This window comes from Sphingopyxis sp. OAS728, from assembly GCF_014873485.1.
Lineage (GTDB): Bacteria > Pseudomonadota > Alphaproteobacteria > Sphingomonadales > Sphingomonadaceae > Sphingopyxis.
This window is the reverse complement of record NZ_JADBDT010000001.1, coordinates 1,732,462-1,749,060: the sequence shown is the minus strand read 5'-3', so window position 1 is coordinate 1,749,060 and position 16,599 is coordinate 1,732,462. Positions and strand designations below refer to the sequence as shown.

Below are 16,599 nucleotides of genomic sequence, written 5' to 3'. Positions count from 1 at the left end.
TATTGAAAGTCGGAAGAGTGGCAGAAGAGGCGAAAACGCGTCGGCGATCGACCAAGGCCGAACAGCGCGCCGAGACGATGGAGCAGATCCTCGACGAGGCCGAACTGCTGTTTTCGCGGCACGGCCTGCACGGTGTGACGCTGAAGGATGTCGCAAAGCGCGTGGGAGTCCACCACACGCTGCTCAACTATTATTTCGAGGACAAGAAGAAGCTGTTCGACGCCGTCTTCGCGCGCCGCGCGGTGGTGACGAGCACCAAGCGGATGCAGGCGCTCGACGAATATGATCGCGCGAGCGGCGGCAAGCCGACGATCGAGGGAGCGCTCCACGCCTTCCTTGACACCGACCTCGATCTCTATATCCACGGCGGCGACGGCTGGAAAAATTACGGTGCGCTCGGGGCGCAGGTCGCGAACACCCCCGAATGGGGCGCCGAGCTGATGGACAGCCATTTCGATCCGGTGGTTCTTCGCCTGATCGAGCTGCTGAAGAAAGCGATGCCCGATTGCGCCGAAGAGGATATCTTCTGGGGCTATCATTTCGTCACCGGCGCGCTGATGGTCACGCTCGCACGCACCGGACGCATCGACAAGCTGTCGGGCGGCGTCTGCAAGTCCGAGGATTTCGAAGCCATCAAGGCACGCATGGCCGCCTTCATGGCGGCGGGTTTCCGGCAAATCTGCAACAACAAGGCTTAGACGGAAGGGCCGGCTCGCCCGCTTGTCTTTTGCCCGTTCAATATATTAACTCACTAGAGAGTGAATGGAGATTATTGTGGAACAAGAGATTCTGCCGTTGCGGGACCGCGTAGCGATCGTCACTGGCGCCGGCGGCGGATTGGGCCGCGCCCATGCGCTCTACCTCGCAAGGCAGGGCGCACGCGTCGTGGTGAACGACCTCGCGCTGCCTGCTGCCGAGCAGGTCGCGTCGGAGATCGTCGCGAATGGCGGAGAGGCGTTGGCGATCGCGGCTTCGGTGACCGACGAGGCCGCGGTCGCGGCGATGGTTCGTGATACGATCGATGCGTGGGGACGCATCGACATCCTCGTCAACAACGCGGGCATCCTGCGCGACAAGAGCTTCGCCAAGATGAGTATCGACGATTTCCGTTTGGTCGTCGACGTCCACCTGATGGGTGCCGCGATCTGTTGCAAGGCGGTATGGGAGGTGATGCGCGCGCAGCAATATGGCCGCATCGTCATGACGACCTCTTCGTCGGGGCTCTGGGGCAATTTCGGGCAGGCGAATTACGGCGCCGCCAAGATGGCGCTCGTCGGGCTGATGCAGACGCTGGCGATCGAGGGCGAGAAATATGGCATCCGCGTCAACAGCCTCGCGCCCACCGCCGCGACGCAGATGACGCATGGGGTCTTGTCCGAGCAGAGCCTTGCGGCGCTCGATCCGGCGCTCGTCAGCCCGGGATTGCTGTCTCTTGCCGGCGACGCTGCCCCGACGCGCGCCATCCTTTGCGGAGGCGCCGGGCATTTCGCGAGCGCCGAGATCACATTGTCGCGCGGCGCGTTCATCGGGAGCGATCCCGATGCCGGTAACCGTCTCATGACGTGGTGGCCGAACGTCGTTGCGCGGGACGGCGCGGTCGTTCCGGCATATGGCTTTGTGCAGGCCGAACGCGAGGTCGCCAGCTCGGCGGATGGTTTGAAACGCTGATCCGGATCTGGGCCGATGGCGGGCTTTCCAAGGACCGGCGAGCCGATCTGGAACCGATCGAGAAGCGCAATCCGTCGTCGCGGTTTATCGCGCTGAATGGAAGACATAACCTTCCGATACAGCAGCCACGCACGCTTGCCGGAACCATTGCCGGCGCTCCGGGTGCCGTTTAAAGCGGCCGGGGGAACGCATTGTCGCCGCCAAAGCGAAGTCGTCGCGAGAAGAACAGATGGTGGCGCCGGATAAAAGGGTCATATGCGGCTGCCAGCTTTTCGCGCGCAGACTGAAAGCCGACCGTCCGCAACCGGCCAAGGGAGGTCGCTGCCAGCCAAGTGCACGGACCTGCCCGCGCGATCGGGATTGGGCCACTACTCATAGGCTTGGAGATTTGGGCCGGCGAAGCACGTGTAATGACGCGCAGCGCTTGCAGAATTGATATTCAGGCGCCGACGTCAATCATGCTCATATTGCGCGAGCGCAATTCCGCGGTCGTAGGCGGTCAGTTCGTCGATGCGGCGCTGTTCGACCTTTTCCAGCCAGTTGGGATCGGCGAGGAGCACCCGGCCGAGCGCGACGAGGTCGAACTCGCCGCGGTCGAACATCGTGGCCAGGTCCTCCAGTCGAGCCAGCATCGGCGAAGAAATGCCCTCGACGAAATCCTGCATCAGGTCGCGGTCCATGCCGATCGATCCGACGGTGATCACCGGCTTGCCGGTGACCTCCTTGATCCAGCCGCCGAGATTTTTCCGGTCGCCCTCATATTCAGGCTCCCAGAAGCGTCGCTGCGAGGCGTGGAAAATGTCGACCCCGGCGCGGACCATCGGATCGAGCCAGCGGTGCATCTCGTCGGGGTCGCGTGCGAGTTTAACGTCATAATCATAGGTCTTCCACTGCGAAACGCGCATGATGATCGCGAAATCATCGCCCACTGCTTCGCGGCAGGCGGCGACGACCTCGGCGGCGAAGGTCGCGCGGTCGGCGATGTCGGGGCCGCCGTAACGATCGCTGCGCAGGTTTGTCCGGTCCCAGAAGAATTGGTCGAAAATATAGCCGTGCGCGCCGTGAAGCTCGATCGCGTCGCAGCCGATCCGCTTGGCCGCCCGCGCCGATTCGGCAAAGGCGGCGACCGTGTCGGCGATATCCTCGTCGGTCATCGCGCGGCCGCCCGGCACGTCCGGTCCGGCAAAGCCCGACGGGCTGACCAGCTCTGCGTGCGGGGAGTCGGGAAAGTTGAAATCGATGCAGCCGCCCACGTGCCATAGTTGCGGAACGAACATGCCGCCCTCGGCATGCACCGCGTCGATCGCGCCCTTCCACGCGGCGAGGGGTTCGTCACCCGCGAAGATCGGCACCGTGTCGGCGGCGACGGTGTGGTCGATGGCAACGCCGGTGCCCTCGGTGATGATCGTGCCGATCCCAGCTGCGGCGCGGCGGCGGTAATATTCGGCGCCGTCGTCGGTCAACACGCCGCCGGGTGCAAAATAGCGCGACATCGGCGCCATGCAGAAGCGGTTCGGCGCCTTCAGCGACTTGCAGGTGAAAGGAGCATGCAGCGGCGCGAGCAGGGCGGCGAGATCGTCGAGCGGCGCGGTGGTCATCAGGCGAGCGTCCTTATGAAGGCGAGCAATGCGCCGTTATATTCGGTCGGTGCCTCAAGTTGCGGCGAGTGCCCGGTGTCCATCGTCAGCAGCGTTCCGTTTTTCGCGCAGTTGGCGGCAAAGCCCGCAATCGCGGGGTCGGCGATCGTGTCCCTGACGCCGCCGATCGACAGGACCGGAAAGGCGAAGGAGGCGAGCAGATCGCGCTGATCGAGCGTCGCGAGACCGGCGAGGGTAGTGCTCGCGCGCGGGCCCGTCGCGATGAAGCCGCGCTCGACCCAGCCGATCGTCGCCTCGCTCGCGCCTTCGCCCGAGGCGCCTTCGGCAAGCGCGCGGAAAAAGCCGGGGCGGTCGGCGGTGATCGCGGCGCCGATGCCCAATACATCTTCTGCCGTGCCGCCATGCGGAAAGCCCTCGCCCTGCACATAACGCGGCGATGCGCCGCAGGTCAGGACGAGCCCGGCGACGCGCTCGCCGAGCAGTCCAGCAGCCGCGACGACGACCGCACCGCCGAGCGACCAGCCGTTGAGCGCGACGCGCAGCGCGCCGCTGCGCTCGACGATCGCGGCGACATCGCGTGCGATCGCGTCGATCGACATGTCGGCGAAATCGCGGTCGGATCGGCCGCAGCCGCGGTGGTCGATGGTGATCGCGGCATGACCGTCGGCGAGCAGCGCCTCGACCGCCGATGCCCAATAGTCGCCCGACATGCCCCAGCCGTGGACGAGCACGACCGGCAGTTTCGGGGCTCGGTGATATTCGTAATAGACGCGGCCGCCGTCGTCGGTGTCGAGATAGGCCATAGAAGCTCCTATACGGGCGGCGACAGCGTGACGCCGGGCAGCGGGTTGAAGTGATACATCTTCACCTTGCGGTGTGCGATCTTCCACACGCCGCTACGCCGTTCGAAAATGTCGAAATAGCTTGCCGCGACGGTCTGCGCCTGTCCGTCCGAGGTGGTGCCGATGCAATCGACGTCGCACACGCCGGTCGCGCGGTCCTGCCCTTCGAAGGTGATGACGAGGTTGGTGGTATAGTGGCTCGACGCGAGCCAGGCGTCCCACAGGATGTCCTTGGTGACATGCGCGATGCCGTCGCTGCCTTCGAAGCTGCCGAAGGGCGGGCCGATGTCCCAGACCGCGTCGGGCCACCAGATCGCGGCGAAGCGGTCCCAGTCGCGCTTATCGAAACCATGGCAATAGTCGCTGACGAGATCGTGCATCGCGAACCGGCTCTCGACGCGGTCGAGGCGCTCTTCGATGTTTTCGGTCATTCGGGGCTCCCGGGGTTTGGCGTTTCAGTCGAGATAGGCGGCAAATTTTTCGCGTGCGGCGGCGAGGCGTGTCGGGACATGATAGGAGGGGAACGTGCCTTCGGCCGGGCGCACGTCGCGCAATATGTCCTTGGCGACGCCGATCTTGTGAACCTCGGTCGGTCCGTCGACGATCCCCATTTCGGGCACATATTGCCACATATCCATCAGCGGCGTTTCGTTCGACATGCCGAGCGAGCCGTGGAGATGAAGCGCGCGATAGACGACGTCCTTAAGGACGTCCGGCATCGCCGCCTTGATCGCGCTGATCTCCCGCCGCACGGGGCGGGTGTAGCTCTTGTCGCGGTCGAGCAGCCAGGCCGCATAGAGGACGTGCAGGCGGAACTGCAGGATTTGCGTGTAGCTGTCGGCGATCTTTTCCTGCACCATCTGCTTGTCGGCCAGCCGCTCGCCCTTGGTGACGCGGCTGACGACACGCTCCTTCATATAGTCCATCGCCTTGTTCAGCATGCCCACGGTGCGCATCGCATGATGGATGCGTCCGCCGCCGAGCCGCGACTGCGCGACCTTGAAGCCCGCGCCCACGGGACCGAGCCGGCTCGCTTCGGGTACGCGGCAATCGGTGAAGCGAAGGTAGCCGTGGACGCCGCTGCCGATCTCGTCCTTCGGACCGACTGCGGTGTTGCGCACGAATTCAAGCCCGGGCGCGTAGGGCGGGACGATGAGCATCGTCGAGCCTTCGTGCACCGGGACGTCGGGATCGGTGATGACCATGACAATCAAGAATTCGGCAATGCAGGCGTGGCTCGCGAACCATTTTTCGCCGTTGATCACCCATTCGTCGCCATCGAGCCGCGCCTGACAGGTGAACTCGCCGGGGTCGGCGCCCGCCTGCGGCTCGGTCATCGAGTAACAGGAGACGATTTCGCCATCGAGCAGCGGCTGGAGATATTTCGCCTTCTGCTCTTCGGTGCCGAAGCGCGCGAGGATTTCGGCGTTGCCCGTGTCGGGCGCCTGCGTCCCGAAGACGGTCGGCGCAAAGCGGCTGCGGCCGAGGATTTCGTTCATGAGGCCGAGCTTGAGCTGGCCGAAGCCCTTGCCGCCGAGATCGGGGCCGAGATGGCACGCCCACAGGCCGCGTTTCTTCACCTCTTCCTTGAGCGGCGCCATCGCGCGCGCCGCGGGCGAGCGCGGGTCGACATGCGCCGCGGGGTCGCGGAAGACGAGGTCGAGCGGCTCGATCTCCTCGGCGACGAAGCCGCGCATCCATTCGAGCTGCGCCTCGAATTCGGGATCGGTCGAAAAGTCCCAGGCCATCAGCGGGCTGCCCTTTCGCTCATTGTCCAGCGTACCATGCGCCGTCGACCCAGAGTTCGGCCCCCGACACATATTTCGCCTCGTCGGAGGCGAGGTAGAGGCTGGCGTAGGCGATATCCATCGGATCGCCGACGATGCCCATCGGGATCGACGCCTTGATCGCGGCGTCCTGTTCGGGGGTGATGTCGCCAAGGATCGGGGTCTTGATCTGTCCGGGGAAGATCGTGTTGACCCGAATGCCCTGCTTCGCGAATTCGAGCGCGCCGGCCTTGCCCATCACGCGCACCGCGGCTTTCGAGGCGTGGTAGGAGATGGCGTTCGGGCTGCCGATAAGGCCATAGAGCGAGCTGACGTTGACGATCGCCGCATTGCCCGAGGCGAGCAGGGCAGGGGTTGCCGCTTTCATGCCGAGGAAGACGCCGGTCTGGTTGATCGCGATCATGCGGTCCCAGCCTTGCTGGGTTTCCTGGGCGATGCCGCCAGGATGGAAGATGCCGGCGTTGTTGACCAGCGTCGTAAGCTTGCCGAAGCGGGCGACGGCGTCGGCGACGGCTGCATACCAGCTGTTCGCGTCGGATACGTCGAGGCGGATGAAGGCTGCCTTGCCGCCTTCGCTTTCGATCGCGGCGACGACCGCGTGGCCTTTGTCTGCTTGCACATCGCCGATGAGCACCGCCGCGCCTTCGCGGGCGTAAAGGATCGCCTGAGCCTCGCCCAAGCCGCTCGCGCCGCCCGAGATCAAGGCCGACTTACCGGCCAGCCGGTCTGCCATATTTCACTCTCCCATTCGGTGTTTATCGTTGGCGAATCTTCTTGCACACTTACTAGATGAGAACAAGCAAGAATATTTCCAAGGATTAAATTGACCATAAATATGGCATTATATCAATTATATAAATCATTCACTTCCGAGAGTTAAATGCAAATGAATAAAATTTGCTTGTCGATAACAAGCAAGTGAGGCATGCTTTGATCGGAGCGTGACTCACGAGAACCGCACAAGCGACCGTGAGCGACCAATGCGCCCGTCGATGGGAGAGAAATGATCATGATCGATCGCGTGAAATCCGTGCGCCTTTTGGCCACCGCAGCAGTCATTTTGTGTCCGGCATCGGTCGCCAGCGCGCAGCAGGCTGCCGCCGAGACGTCAGCGGCATCCTCGGGCGGACTCGAAGAAATCGTCGTCACCGCCCGCAAGCGCGAGGAAAGCATGCAGGACGTGCCTGCGTCGATCAGCGCTTTGTCCGCGGGTGAGCTCGACCGGCGTTTCGATTCCGACGTGCGCGACTTTGCCGACTCGTCGCCGAACATCGTCATCGACGATACGCAGCAGGGGCCCGGCGGTGTCGCTGCCGTCTATATCCGCGGCATCGGCGTCGCCGACGTCGAGAAATCGGTCGACCCCGCGGTGGGTGTAGTGTTCGACGATATCTATATCGGCCAGAGCTCGGGCAGCTTGCTGAAGGCGATCGACATCGACCGCGTCGAAGTGCTCCGTGGTCCGCAAGGCACGCTGTTCGGACGCAACGCCACCGGCGGCGTCATCAACCTCGCGCGCTCGCGGCCGACCTACGACCTCACCGGCAAGGCGCGTCTGACCTATGGCCGCTTTGACAGCTGGAAGGTCGAAGGCGTCGCCAGCACCGGGCTGACCGACAATGTCGCGGTCAAGGTCAGCGGCGCGTACGAGAAGTCCGACGGTTATATTTTCAACAGCTTCCAGAACCAGGACGGGCAGCGATCCAAATTCTACGCCATATCCGGCGCGTTGCGTTCGAGCCGACCGACAATCTCGACATCCAGCTCAGCTATGACCACCAGAAGACGAAGCAGGATCCGCCGCAGCTGCTCGCGGTCAACCGGCCGACCGACCTGTTCTGCGTTGCCTATAGCCAATGCTCGCCCGCGCCGGGCGTGCCGACATCGGGGGATCGCTATGTCAGCGTATCCGACGGCCGGCTCGAGAAGAATGCGACGTTCAAGCTCGACATGGCGATCGCCAAGGCGACCTATGACCTGGGTTCCGACATGCAGGTCGATTATATCTTCGGCTGGCTGAAGACCGATGAAGAAATCAATCAGGATTTCGACGCCGGACCGCAGACCCTCTATCACACCGACCGGCCCGCGCGCTGGCGCCAGACGACGAACGAACTGCGCCTGACCAAGGGCGGATCGGGGCCGCTGACCTTTGTGCTCGGCGGGTACCTCTGGGACTCGCGCTATACGATTAACCTCAAAAACTATATCGGCTTTGCCGGGCCGCCGCTGCTCACCAGCGCGCAGGATGTCCGGCAAACGAACAAGTCGTGGGCGATCTATGGCGAGGCCGACTATGAGATTATCGACCGGCTGACGCTGACGGTCGGCGCGCGCTATACCAAGGACAAGAAGTCGAGCATCGTCAACGACCTGCCTATCTTCTTTTACGGCACGACGGTGGAAGAAAATCCAACCGGATCGGCGCCCGGTGTGATTGTGATGGCCGACCCGGTTCGCAAGAGCTGGTCGAAATTCACGCCGCGCGTTTCAGTGCGTTATGAAATCACCGACGAGGCGATGATCTATGCGCTCTGGTCGCGCGGCTATCGCGGCGGCGGATTCAACGGGCGGCCGTCGACGATCGGCGCGGCGACGATCCCTTATGACCCTGAAACTCTCGATAATTATGAGGCGGGTTTCAAGACAGAATTCGCGAACGGGCGCGTGCGCCTGAACGGCGCGGCGTTCCTGATGAAATATGACGATATGCAGCAGGATCTCGACGTGCCCGCGCCGGGGACCTCGACCGGGCGCGAGAACCGCACGATCAATGCCGCTTCGGCGGAACTCAAGGGGTTCGAACTCGACCTCACCGCGCGCGTCGCCGACGGCTTCACGCTCAACGGCAACCTGGGATATCTCGACGCGAAATATAAGGATTTCGTGGGCGACATATATCAGACCGGGACGCCGATCGACGCGTCCTTCCTGAAAATCCGCCGCGCGCCCAAATGGACGTGGAGCGTCGGCGGAACCTATGAGGCCGATATCGGCAGCAACGCCTCGGCGTGGGCTTCGGGCGACGTCCATTATGTCGGCGGGCACGAGATCACCTTCCTCAACAACCCGAACCTGCGCAACAGCGGCCAGTATCTGGTCGACGCGTCGATCAACGCCCGGTTCAACAAGACGACGGTCAGCCTGTTCGGCAAGAATCTGGCCAACGAAAAGGGCTGGACGATCGGCTATGACGTGCAGGGGGTGTGGAGCTATGCTGCGCCGCGTCCCCGGCGGACATGGGGTGTTGCCGTGACCCAGGCCTTCTGAGCGGGACCCGGAATGGCCAAGACATCGAAGTCCGAACAGCGCCGATGGGTCGTCACGGGCGCATCGCGGGGCCTGGGCCTCGCGATCGCCCGGTTGGCCGCGAGCAAGGGGGACAAGGTCGCGCTTGTCGCGCGCGGGGCCGATATCGATGCGCAGGCAAAAGCAATCGGCGCCGATGCGATCGGCCTGACCGCCGACGTGACCGATCCGGCGGCGGTCGCCGGGCTTTGCGCCGAGGTCGTCGAGCGCTGGGGCGGCATCGATGTGCTGATAAACAATGCGGGGCTCCATCGCGGCGGGCTGGTCGGCGCGTTGGCGCAGGACGACTGGCAGGCGGTGATCGACACCAATTTGACGGGCCCGTTCAATTTCGTGCGCGCGGCCTTGCCGCATCTGGGTGAGGGCGCTTCGATTGTGAATATCGGTGCGGTCGTCGGGTTGCGCGGCTTTTCGGGCGACGCGGCGTACGGTGCGTCCAAGGCGGGGCTCGTGGGGCTGACCCAGGTGCTGGCGGTCGAGCTGGCGCGGCGCGGCATTCGCGTCAATCTGGTCATTCCAGGGCTGACCTCGACCGAAATGACAAACGGGATATCGGCGCGCGCCAAGGCCAAGCTGGTGGCGGGCATCCCGCTCGGCCGCGAAGGCACGGCGGAGGAGCTGGCCGACGTCGTCTGGTGGGTGGCGGGGTCGCCCTATATGACCGGTTCGATCATCTCGAACGACGGCGGCCTGCTGTGCAGATTGTGAGCGACCCGGCCGAGCGGCTCGCCCGCTGGCTGGAAGCGGAGGCGGGGATTGCCGATGCGCAGATCGTTCGCCCTCTGACCGGCGGCAACGCCAATGTCACGAGCCTTGTCGAAAGTGCGAGCGGCCCGATGGTGCTGCGGCATCCCCCGGCCGATACCGTATCCGACCTTGCGGCCGCCGGCATCGCGCGCGAGTATCGCTTCATCTCGGCGATCGCGGGCAAGGCGCCGGTCGCCGAGCCGATCCTCTTCTGCGATAATGTGGAGGTGCTCGGCGCGCCCTTTTCGTTGACCCGCTTTGTGCGCGGTGCGGCGATCACCGATGCGCTGCCGGATGGCTATCCCGACGATGTCGCGACACGCGATGCCATCGGTCATGCGTTGATCGACGCGCTCGCGAGCGTCCATGCCATCAAGCCCGTTCCTACGGGGCTGGGCGATGCCGATAAGGCGCGGAACTTCGTCAGCCGCCAGATCGAGCGCTGGCGCGGGGTGCGAGCGGCGCACGCGGTCCGCGACCTGCCGTTGATCGAAACGCTCGGTGCTTGGCTCGCCAACAACGCGCCGGCGCCCGAAGCGGTGCGGATCGTGCACTGCGACTATCATCTTGACAATGTACTGATGGATCTGGCCGAGCCGAAACTGCTGGCGATCCTCGATTGGGAGATGGCGACGCTTGCCGATCCGCTCGTCGATGTCGGATTGGTCACCGCGATGTGGAGCCGCGACGAAAACCTGCCGCTGGGCTTTGCGTTCGTCCAGCGCGTGTCGAACGTCGCGGGCGTGGTCGGCGGCGGCGACCTCGCGCGGCGCTGGGCCGATGCGACGGGGCTGTCGATCGACCGACTGGGATATTTTCAGGCCTTCGCGCTCTGGCGTCTCGCTGCGATCGTCGAGGGCGCCCATGTCCTGTATCGTGAAGGGCAGGTCGACGGACCGTATGAACGCGGCCTCGAGCATGATGTGCCGGCGTTGCTCGACGCCGCGCAGCGGATCGCGCGCGGCGAGGGGATGGCGTGATGGACGCCACGATGATGCACGAACCGTTGGGAACCGCGACGATCTTCGCGCACGGCGAACGCATCCATGCGACCAGTCGTATCGGCCTGTTCGACGGCGAGCAGGTGATCTGGCGCAGCTTTGCCGAGACCGCCGAGCGCGCCCGCCGTCTTGCCGCGGCGCTCCGGGCGGCGGGCGTGGGGCCGAACACGCGTGTCGCAACGCTCAGCTGGAACGATTTTGCGCATATCGAGGCCTATCTGGCGGTGCCGACGATGGGCGCGGTGCTCCACACGCTCAACGTGCGGCTTCATCCCGACCAGATCCGCTTCATCATGGCCGATGCCGAGGATGCGCTGCTGATCGCCGATGGCGCGCTCCTCGCCGGGGTGTTGCCGCAGGTCAATTCGCTCGACGCGCTGGGGCATGTCATCGTCACCGGTGACACCACAGGACTCATCGGACTGGAAAAGCCCTGGACGTCCTACGAGGATTTTATCGCCGGCCAGGCGCCGCTCGCCGAATTTCCGGTGCCCGACGAAACGGCGGCGGCCGCAACCTGTTATACCTCCGGAACGACAGGCAATCCCAAGGGCGTCGTCTATTCGCACCGCACGATATTCCTGCACAGCCTCGCGTCAATGGCGGCGAATGCGTTTGCGCTGAGCGACCGCGACACGATCCTCCTGATGCCGCCGATGTTCCATGCCAATGCGTGGGGGCTTCCCTATTCGGGGTGGCTTGCAGGCGCCGATTTTGTGCTGCCGGGGCCGCACCTGCAGCCCGAGGCGATCCGCCGGATGGTCCGTGCCACCGCGCCGACCTTTACCGCCACTGTGCCGACAATCCTCAACGATCTGCTGCGCGCCGATGCCGCCGAGCCGGTCTATATGGGGAGTTTTCGCGTCATCGTTGCGGGCGGTTCGGCCGTCTCTGAAGGGCTGATCGCCGATGTCGAGCGCCGCTGGAATGTGCCGCTGATCCAGGGGTGGGGGATGACCGAAACCAGCCCGCTCTGCGTCCTGTCGCATCCCGCTGCTGACGCGGCGGGCGAGGAAGCGCGCCATTTGCGCGCGAAAAGCGGGCGTCCGGTCGCGGGAGTGTCGGTGCGGCTGGTCGACGATGACGGCAAGCGCGTCGCCGAGGACGGCAAGAGCGTCGGCCGGTTGCAATTGCGCGGCGCGTGGATCGCGCGCGGCTATCATCGCGGTGCGGGCACCGATGTGCTGACCGCCGACGGCTGGCTCGATACCGGCGATGCCGGGACGATCGACGAACGCGGCTATGTCCAGGTCACCGACCGGATGAAGGATCTCATCAAGTCGGGCGGCGAATGGATACCCTCGGCAGAACTCGAGAATCATGTCGCAAGCCTCGCGGGCGTCGACCTCGCCGCGGTGATCGGCGTCGCCGATCCGCGCTGGGAGGAGCGGCCGCTCGCCATCGTCACCACGACCGACGGCGCGCGACCCGATTTCGCGGGCCTGCGCCGCGCCCTGAACGACCGCGTTGCACGTTTCTGGATACCCGAATACTGGGCGCACGCCGACACTCTGCCGTTGACCAGCGTCGGCAAGATTGACAAGCAGGCGCTGCGCGAGGCCGTCGCGACGGGCAAAACGGCTTTTGAAAGGATTGATGAATCTTCATGAACGCACCGTCGTCGATGAAGGGCAAGGCCTCGCTGCGCGAGGTGACAGAGGTCCAGCCGGCTCCCGCCAAGGTGCGCGCCAAGCCGCGCGCCGTTCGCCGCACGCAGGCGGAGCGCACCGCGCTGTCCGACGCCCGGATGTTCGACGCCGCGATGCAGCTGATCGTCGAACAGGGGACGCACGCGACGACGCTGAAGGAAGTCGGCGAACGCGCCGGCTATTCGCGCGGGCTCGCATCGAGCCGTTTCGGATCGAAGGATGCGCTGTTCGGTCAGCTGGTGCTGCATTTCAACACCAGCTGGACGCGCGAGCTGGCGAACAAGGTCGGTACGCGTGGCGGCGCGCAGGCCTGCCTCGCCGCCTTGCGCGCGGTCGAGGGATTCCTGTCGAGTCACTCGGGCTATATGCAGGCAATGTACATCCTGTGGTTTGAATCGATCAGCTCGCACAATGATGTGCGCGATCATCTGTCCGCCTATCACGCAATTTATCGCAGCGATGTCGCGCACTGGGTCGAAGAGGGCATCGCCGCTGGCGAGATCGACGCGTCGGTTGACGCCGAATGCTATGCCTTTGGCTTCTGCAGCTTCATCTTCGGGACGATCTATCAGTGGCTCGTCGCGCCCGAAAATGTCGATCTGCCGAAGCAGTTCGAAGCCTATCGCCGTTCGACGGCTAAGGCATTCGGGATCGCCTACTGATTCTTTCGCGAAGGCTCGTTTAAAATCAATAAGTGCAATAATTTATGTGATTCTATTCGCACTTGATTTTTCATTTGCTAGACGCTAACAAATAAATTCATGAGATGCCATGAAGGCATCGAAGATATTGGGAGAGCTGGCTTGGCAAAGGCTGTCGAACCGCTGCCGTTGCGCAGTGTTTTGGGCCATTCGGTCGCCATGGTGGCGCCAAAGGGCGCTGCCGGATACTCGCTCAATCGTCTGTTTCCCGGGAACCCTATCGGATGAACTGCACGGATCGCATCGACAGCGGTTTGATGCGGCCTGTGCTCGATGGCGTGCGCGTCATCGAACTCGCCGGGATCGGCCCGGCCCCCTTTTGTGGCATGATGCTCGCTGACCATGGTGCCGAGGTGATCCGCATCGACCGGCCGGGCGGCAGCGACCCGCTGTCGCAGGATCAGGGGCGCGATGTCCTGCTGCGGTCGCGGCGGTCGATCACGCTCGACCTGAAACGACCCGAGGCGGTCGAGATCGTCGCTCGCCTTGTTGAAACCGCCGACGGCCTGATCGAGGGGTTCCGGCCGGGCGTGGCAGAGCGCCTGGGGCTGGGTCCCGCCGTCTTGATGGAGCGCAACCCGGCGCTGGTTTACGGACGAATGACCGGTTGGGGACAGGATGGCCCGCTCGCCGACAAGGCGGGACACGATCTCAACTATATTTCGATCAGCGGATGCCTTGCCGCCCTCGGCTGCGAGGGCGAGCCACCGATGCCGCCGCTGAACCTGATCGGCGATTATGGCGGCGGCGGGATGCTGCTGGCGTTCGGATTTGTGTCGGCGCTGCTCGCGGCGCGGCAGAGCGGCGCGGGGCGCGTGATCGATTGCAGCATGGCCGATGGCGCCGCGGCGTTGATGGCGGGCATGTGGTCGCTGCGGCACAATGGCATGTGGGACCGCGGGCGCGGCCAGAACCTGCTCGACGGCGGCGCGCCCTTTTATGCCTGCTATGCCTGCGCCGACGGCCGCTTTGTCGCGATCGGGGCGATCGAGGCGCAATTTTATGCGCGGCTTGTCGATGCGCTGGGGCTGGGTGGTGACCCGCTTTTCGCCGCGCAGCACGACCAGTCGCGATGGCCCGCGATGAAGGCGCGGCTCGCCGCGATTTTCGCCGGCGAACCGCGTGCAACATGGACCGCGCGACTGCAATCGCGCGACTGTTGTTACAGCGAAGTGCTGACGATGGCCGACGCGACAGCGCACGAGCACAGCCGCGCACGCGGCAGCTATGTCGAGGCCGGCGGCTGGATGCAGCCGCGCCCCGCGCCGCGCTTCGCGGACACCGACGTCGTTATGCCCAAAATGTGGCAGCGCGATTCCGATCGCGCGGCGATCCTCGCCGAAATTGGCGCCATGGACCCCGATCGCGTGACGGCGGGCTGAGAGCTTTGGAAGAGCAGGACGAGCGCCGGATAAGGCGCCGTCGGACTTGTGGAGAGTGAGACAGATGACCGAGAAGAACAATTCAAGCGGGCCCGCGGTGGACTATGACGCGATCGTGATCGGGGCTGGTTTTGCAGGCCTCGCGCTGATCCATTATCTGCGCGAGTTGGGCCTCACCGTCCGCGTGTTCGACCGGGCGTCGGACATCGGCGGCACGTGGACATGGAATCGCTATCCGGGCGCCGCGACCGACAGCGAGAGCTATTATTACTGCCTCACTTTCTCGCCCGAACTGCTTCAGGAATGGTCGTGGACGAAACGCTATCCCGGCCGCGAGGAAACCCAGAATTACATGCGCTTCGTCGCCGACAAATGCGACATGTGGCCGCACATCCAGCTCGATACCGAGATTGTCGAGGCCGACTATCTGGAGGAGCGCGGCTGCTGGCAGGTCACGACGGGCGACGGCGATGTCTTTACGAGCAAATATTTCATCAGCGGCATGGGCATGATTTCGGAGCCGATGATCCCGAAGATCCCCGGTATGGATCGTTTCAAGGGCCCCATCTTCCACTCCTCGCGCTGGCCGCACGAAGGACTGGATTATGCCGGCAAGAAGGTCGGGATCATCGGCGCCGGCGCCACGACCGTGCAGATGCTGCCCGTCGTGGCCGAAACCGCGGGCAGCGTGACGGTGTTCCAGCGCACGCCGAATTACGTCCTCCCCGCAATGCAGAAAGACATGACCCCCGAGTGGGAAAAGGAGATTAAGGACAATTACCAGGCGATCGTCGCCAAGTGCCGCAACCATGTCTTCGGCATGGCGTTCGACAGTCCGGTCGGACGCAATGTGATGGACACGGCGCCCGAGGAGCGGCAGCGCATCTTCGAAGAGAATTGGACCGGCAGCTTCCGCTGGGTTTTCGAGACGTTCGACGATCTGCTCGCCAGTCCCGAGGCGAACCGGATCGCGGGCGACTTCATCGCTGCCAAGATGCGCGAGCGCGTTAACGACCCCGCGCTCGCCGACCTGCTGACGCCCAGCTTCGACGACTATCCGCTGTTCGCGAAGCGCCCGCCGCTCGACCATGGCTATTTCGAAGCCTTCAACCGCGACAATGTGCATCTGGTCGACATCAAGAAGCAGGAGCCGCTCGTCGAGATCACCGAAACCGGGGTGCGCACGACGCACGCGGACTATGAATTCGACATCATCGTGCTGGCGACGGGCTTCAAGGCATATACCGGCGCGCTCGAAGCCTTTCCGATCCGTGGTACCGGCGGGCAGACGCTGCGCGAAAAATGGCAGCAAGAATCGGCGTGCATCATGGGGGTCTGCGTCGCGGGCTTCCCCAATATGTTCACCGTCACCGGACCGCAGGCGCCCTTTGCCAACCTGCCGACCTCGATCGAGCAGAATGCGATCTGGATATCGCGTTGCATCGGCAAGATGGGACGCGAGGGGATGGATATTTTCGAGCCGCGCGAAGAGGCCGAACGCGAATGGACTGCGGCAACCGCGGATATCCACGGCCAGACGCTGATGAACGAAGGCGACAAGGTCAATTCGTGGATGATGGGCGCCAACCGCGACGACAAGGGCGCACGCGTCCTCATCTATTTCGGCGGCGCGAACCTCTATTATGACGCGCTCGACAAATCGGCTGCCGAAGGCTTTCCCGAACTGGAGTTCAAGACGCTATCGACCTATGAGCGCGCTGTCGCGGCGCGTTAATCCGTTGCGATCATCTGCAGCGCCGCTCTGACGCTTACGTTCGTTGTCCGGCCAGAGGCGGCCCGGCGCTTGTCATAGGTCGCAAGGGACCGTGCTTCGCTATAACTGATTTCCGCTATGGTCAGGCGGAACGGCGGATGTATTGTCATATTGCGGCAGACGGGTCGCGCTCTCCAGCCG

At 64.0% G+C, this 16,599-nt stretch carries 15 protein-coding genes; 10 read left to right on the top strand and 5 right to left on the bottom strand.

The features are described from left to right. Nucleotides 1-17 precede the first annotated feature (17 nt). Nucleotides 18-698, top strand: a complete 681-nt coding sequence (locus GGC65_RS08195; RefSeq protein ID WP_318780140.1) for a TetR/AcrR family transcriptional regulator — start codon at nucleotides 18-20, stop codon at nucleotides 696-698. A gap of 76 nt (nucleotides 699-774) precedes the next feature. Next, complete coding sequence (locus tag GGC65_RS08190) at nucleotides 775-1,668, top strand: SDR family NAD(P)-dependent oxidoreductase (protein ID WP_318780139.1); 894 nt, start codon at nucleotides 775-777, stop codon at nucleotides 1,666-1,668. A gap of 452 nt (nucleotides 1,669-2,120) precedes the next feature. Here the strand turns inward: GGC65_RS08190 and GGC65_RS08185 are convergent, their stop codons facing one another. The 5 genes from GGC65_RS08185 to GGC65_RS08165 are packed head-to-tail and all read right to left on the bottom strand — an operon-like array spanning nucleotide 2,121 to nucleotide 6,628. Further along, a complete protein-coding gene (locus tag GGC65_RS08185; RefSeq protein ID WP_192646702.1) occupies nucleotides 2,121-3,266 on the bottom strand; it encodes a 12-oxophytodienoate reductase in 1,146 nt (381 codons plus the stop codon). Then, nucleotides 3,266-4,069 carry an alpha/beta fold hydrolase gene (locus GGC65_RS08180; protein WP_192646701.1) on the bottom strand — a complete coding sequence of 268 codons (804 nt, stop codon included), beginning with the start codon at nucleotides 4,067-4,069 and terminating at the stop codon, nucleotides 3,266-3,268. Before GGC65_RS08180 ends, GGC65_RS08185 begins: the two co-directional genes overlap by 1 nt. An 8-nt stretch (nucleotides 4,070-4,077) precedes the next feature. Next, a complete protein-coding gene (locus tag GGC65_RS08175) occupies nucleotides 4,078-4,539 on the bottom strand; it encodes a nuclear transport factor 2 family protein (RefSeq protein ID WP_192646700.1) in 462 nt (153 codons plus the stop codon). A 24-nt stretch (nucleotides 4,540-4,563) separates the two neighbouring features. Then, nucleotides 4,564-5,856, bottom strand: coding sequence for an acyl-CoA dehydrogenase family protein (locus GGC65_RS08170; protein WP_192646699.1), 1,293 nt, complete (start codon nucleotides 5,854-5,856; stop codon nucleotides 4,564-4,566). 19 nt (nucleotides 5,857-5,875) lie between these two features. Further along, complete coding sequence (locus GGC65_RS08165) at nucleotides 5,876-6,628, bottom strand: SDR family NAD(P)-dependent oxidoreductase (RefSeq protein WP_192646698.1); 753 nt, start codon at nucleotides 6,626-6,628, stop codon at nucleotides 5,876-5,878. Nucleotides 6,629-6,904: 276 nt separating this feature from the next. Between GGC65_RS08165 and GGC65_RS23310 the strand changes: the two genes are divergently transcribed. The 8 genes from GGC65_RS23310 (at nucleotide 6,905) to GGC65_RS08130 (ending at nucleotide 16,419) form a co-directional block, all read left to right on the top strand. After that, complete coding sequence (locus GGC65_RS23310; RefSeq protein WP_225940728.1) at nucleotides 6,905-7,915, top strand: TonB-dependent receptor; 1,011 nt, start codon at nucleotides 6,905-6,907, stop codon at nucleotides 7,913-7,915. Next, nucleotides 7,846-9,165, top strand: a complete 1,320-nt coding sequence (locus tag GGC65_RS08160; RefSeq protein ID WP_225941085.1) for a TonB-dependent receptor — start codon at nucleotides 7,846-7,848, stop codon at nucleotides 9,163-9,165. The genes GGC65_RS23310 and GGC65_RS08160 overlap by 70 nt, the downstream gene beginning before the upstream one ends. 12 nt (nucleotides 9,166-9,177) lie before the next feature. Further along, complete coding sequence (locus tag GGC65_RS08155; protein ID WP_192646696.1) at nucleotides 9,178-9,912, top strand: SDR family NAD(P)-dependent oxidoreductase; 735 nt, start codon at nucleotides 9,178-9,180, stop codon at nucleotides 9,910-9,912. Continuing rightward, entirely contained in the window at nucleotides 9,900-10,931 is a 1,032-nt protein-coding gene (locus GGC65_RS08150) for a phosphotransferase family protein (RefSeq protein ID WP_192646695.1), read from the top strand. Before GGC65_RS08155 ends, GGC65_RS08150 begins: the two co-directional genes overlap by 13 nt. Then, on the top strand, nucleotides 10,931-12,562 hold the full coding sequence (locus GGC65_RS08145; RefSeq protein WP_192646694.1) for a long-chain-fatty-acid--CoA ligase: 1,632 nt from the start codon (nucleotides 10,931-10,933) through the stop codon (nucleotides 12,560-12,562). Before GGC65_RS08150 ends, GGC65_RS08145 begins: the two co-directional genes overlap by 1 nt. Further along, nucleotides 12,559-13,263, top strand: coding sequence for a TetR/AcrR family transcriptional regulator (locus GGC65_RS08140; protein ID WP_192646693.1), 705 nt, complete (start codon nucleotides 12,559-12,561; stop codon nucleotides 13,261-13,263). Before GGC65_RS08145 ends, GGC65_RS08140 begins: the two co-directional genes overlap by 4 nt. A 263-nt stretch (nucleotides 13,264-13,526) precedes the next feature. Continuing rightward, nucleotides 13,527-14,684 carry a CaiB/BaiF CoA transferase family protein gene (locus GGC65_RS08135; RefSeq protein WP_225940727.1) on the top strand — a complete coding sequence of 386 codons (1,158 nt, stop codon included), beginning with the start codon at nucleotides 13,527-13,529 and terminating at the stop codon, nucleotides 14,682-14,684. A gap of 64 nt (nucleotides 14,685-14,748) precedes the next feature. Further along, nucleotides 14,749-16,419, top strand: coding sequence for a flavin-containing monooxygenase (locus tag GGC65_RS08130; protein ID WP_192646692.1), 1,671 nt, complete (start codon nucleotides 14,749-14,751; stop codon nucleotides 16,417-16,419). The last annotated feature ends 180 nt before the right edge of the window (nucleotides 16,420-16,599 follow it).

What these genes read in the sequence shown, in the direction of transcription:
- GGC65_RS08180 (WP_192646701.1), bottom strand. Translation starts at nt 4,069, where the DNA reads ATGGCCTATCTCGACACCGACGACGGCGGCCGCGTCTATTACGAATAT.
- GGC65_RS08130 (WP_192646692.1), top strand. Translation starts at nt 14,749, where the DNA reads ATGACCGAGAAGAACAATTCAAGCGGGCCCGCGGTGGACTATGACGCG.
- GGC65_RS08140 (WP_192646693.1), top strand. Translation starts at nt 12,559, where the DNA reads ATGAACGCACCGTCGTCGATGAAGGGCAAGGCCTCGCTGCGCGAGGTG.
- GGC65_RS08135 (WP_225940727.1), top strand. Translation starts at nt 13,527, where the DNA reads ATGAACTGCACGGATCGCATCGACAGCGGTTTGATGCGGCCTGTGCTC.
- GGC65_RS08155 (WP_192646696.1), top strand. Translation starts at nt 9,178, where the DNA reads ATGGCCAAGACATCGAAGTCCGAACAGCGCCGATGGGTCGTCACGGGC.
- GGC65_RS23310 (WP_225940728.1), top strand. Translation starts at nt 6,905, where the DNA reads ATGATCGATCGCGTGAAATCCGTGCGCCTTTTGGCCACCGCAGCAGTC.
- GGC65_RS08145 (WP_192646694.1), top strand. Translation starts at nt 10,931, where the DNA reads ATGGACGCCACGATGATGCACGAACCGTTGGGAACCGCGACGATCTTC.
- GGC65_RS08165 (WP_192646698.1), bottom strand. Translation starts at nt 6,628, where the DNA reads ATGGCAGACCGGCTGGCCGGTAAGTCGGCCTTGATCTCGGGCGGCGCG.
- GGC65_RS08185 (WP_192646702.1), bottom strand. Translation starts at nt 3,266, where the DNA reads ATGACCACCGCGCCGCTCGACGATCTCGCCGCCCTGCTCGCGCCGCTG.
- GGC65_RS08170 (WP_192646699.1), bottom strand. Translation starts at nt 5,856, where the DNA reads ATGGCCTGGGACTTTTCGACCGATCCCGAATTCGAGGCGCAGCTCGAA.
- GGC65_RS08175 (WP_192646700.1), bottom strand. Translation starts at nt 4,539, where the DNA reads ATGACCGAAAACATCGAAGAGCGCCTCGACCGCGTCGAGAGCCGGTTC.
- GGC65_RS08160 (WP_225941085.1), top strand. Translation starts at nt 7,846, where the DNA reads ATGGCGATCGCCAAGGCGACCTATGACCTGGGTTCCGACATGCAGGTC.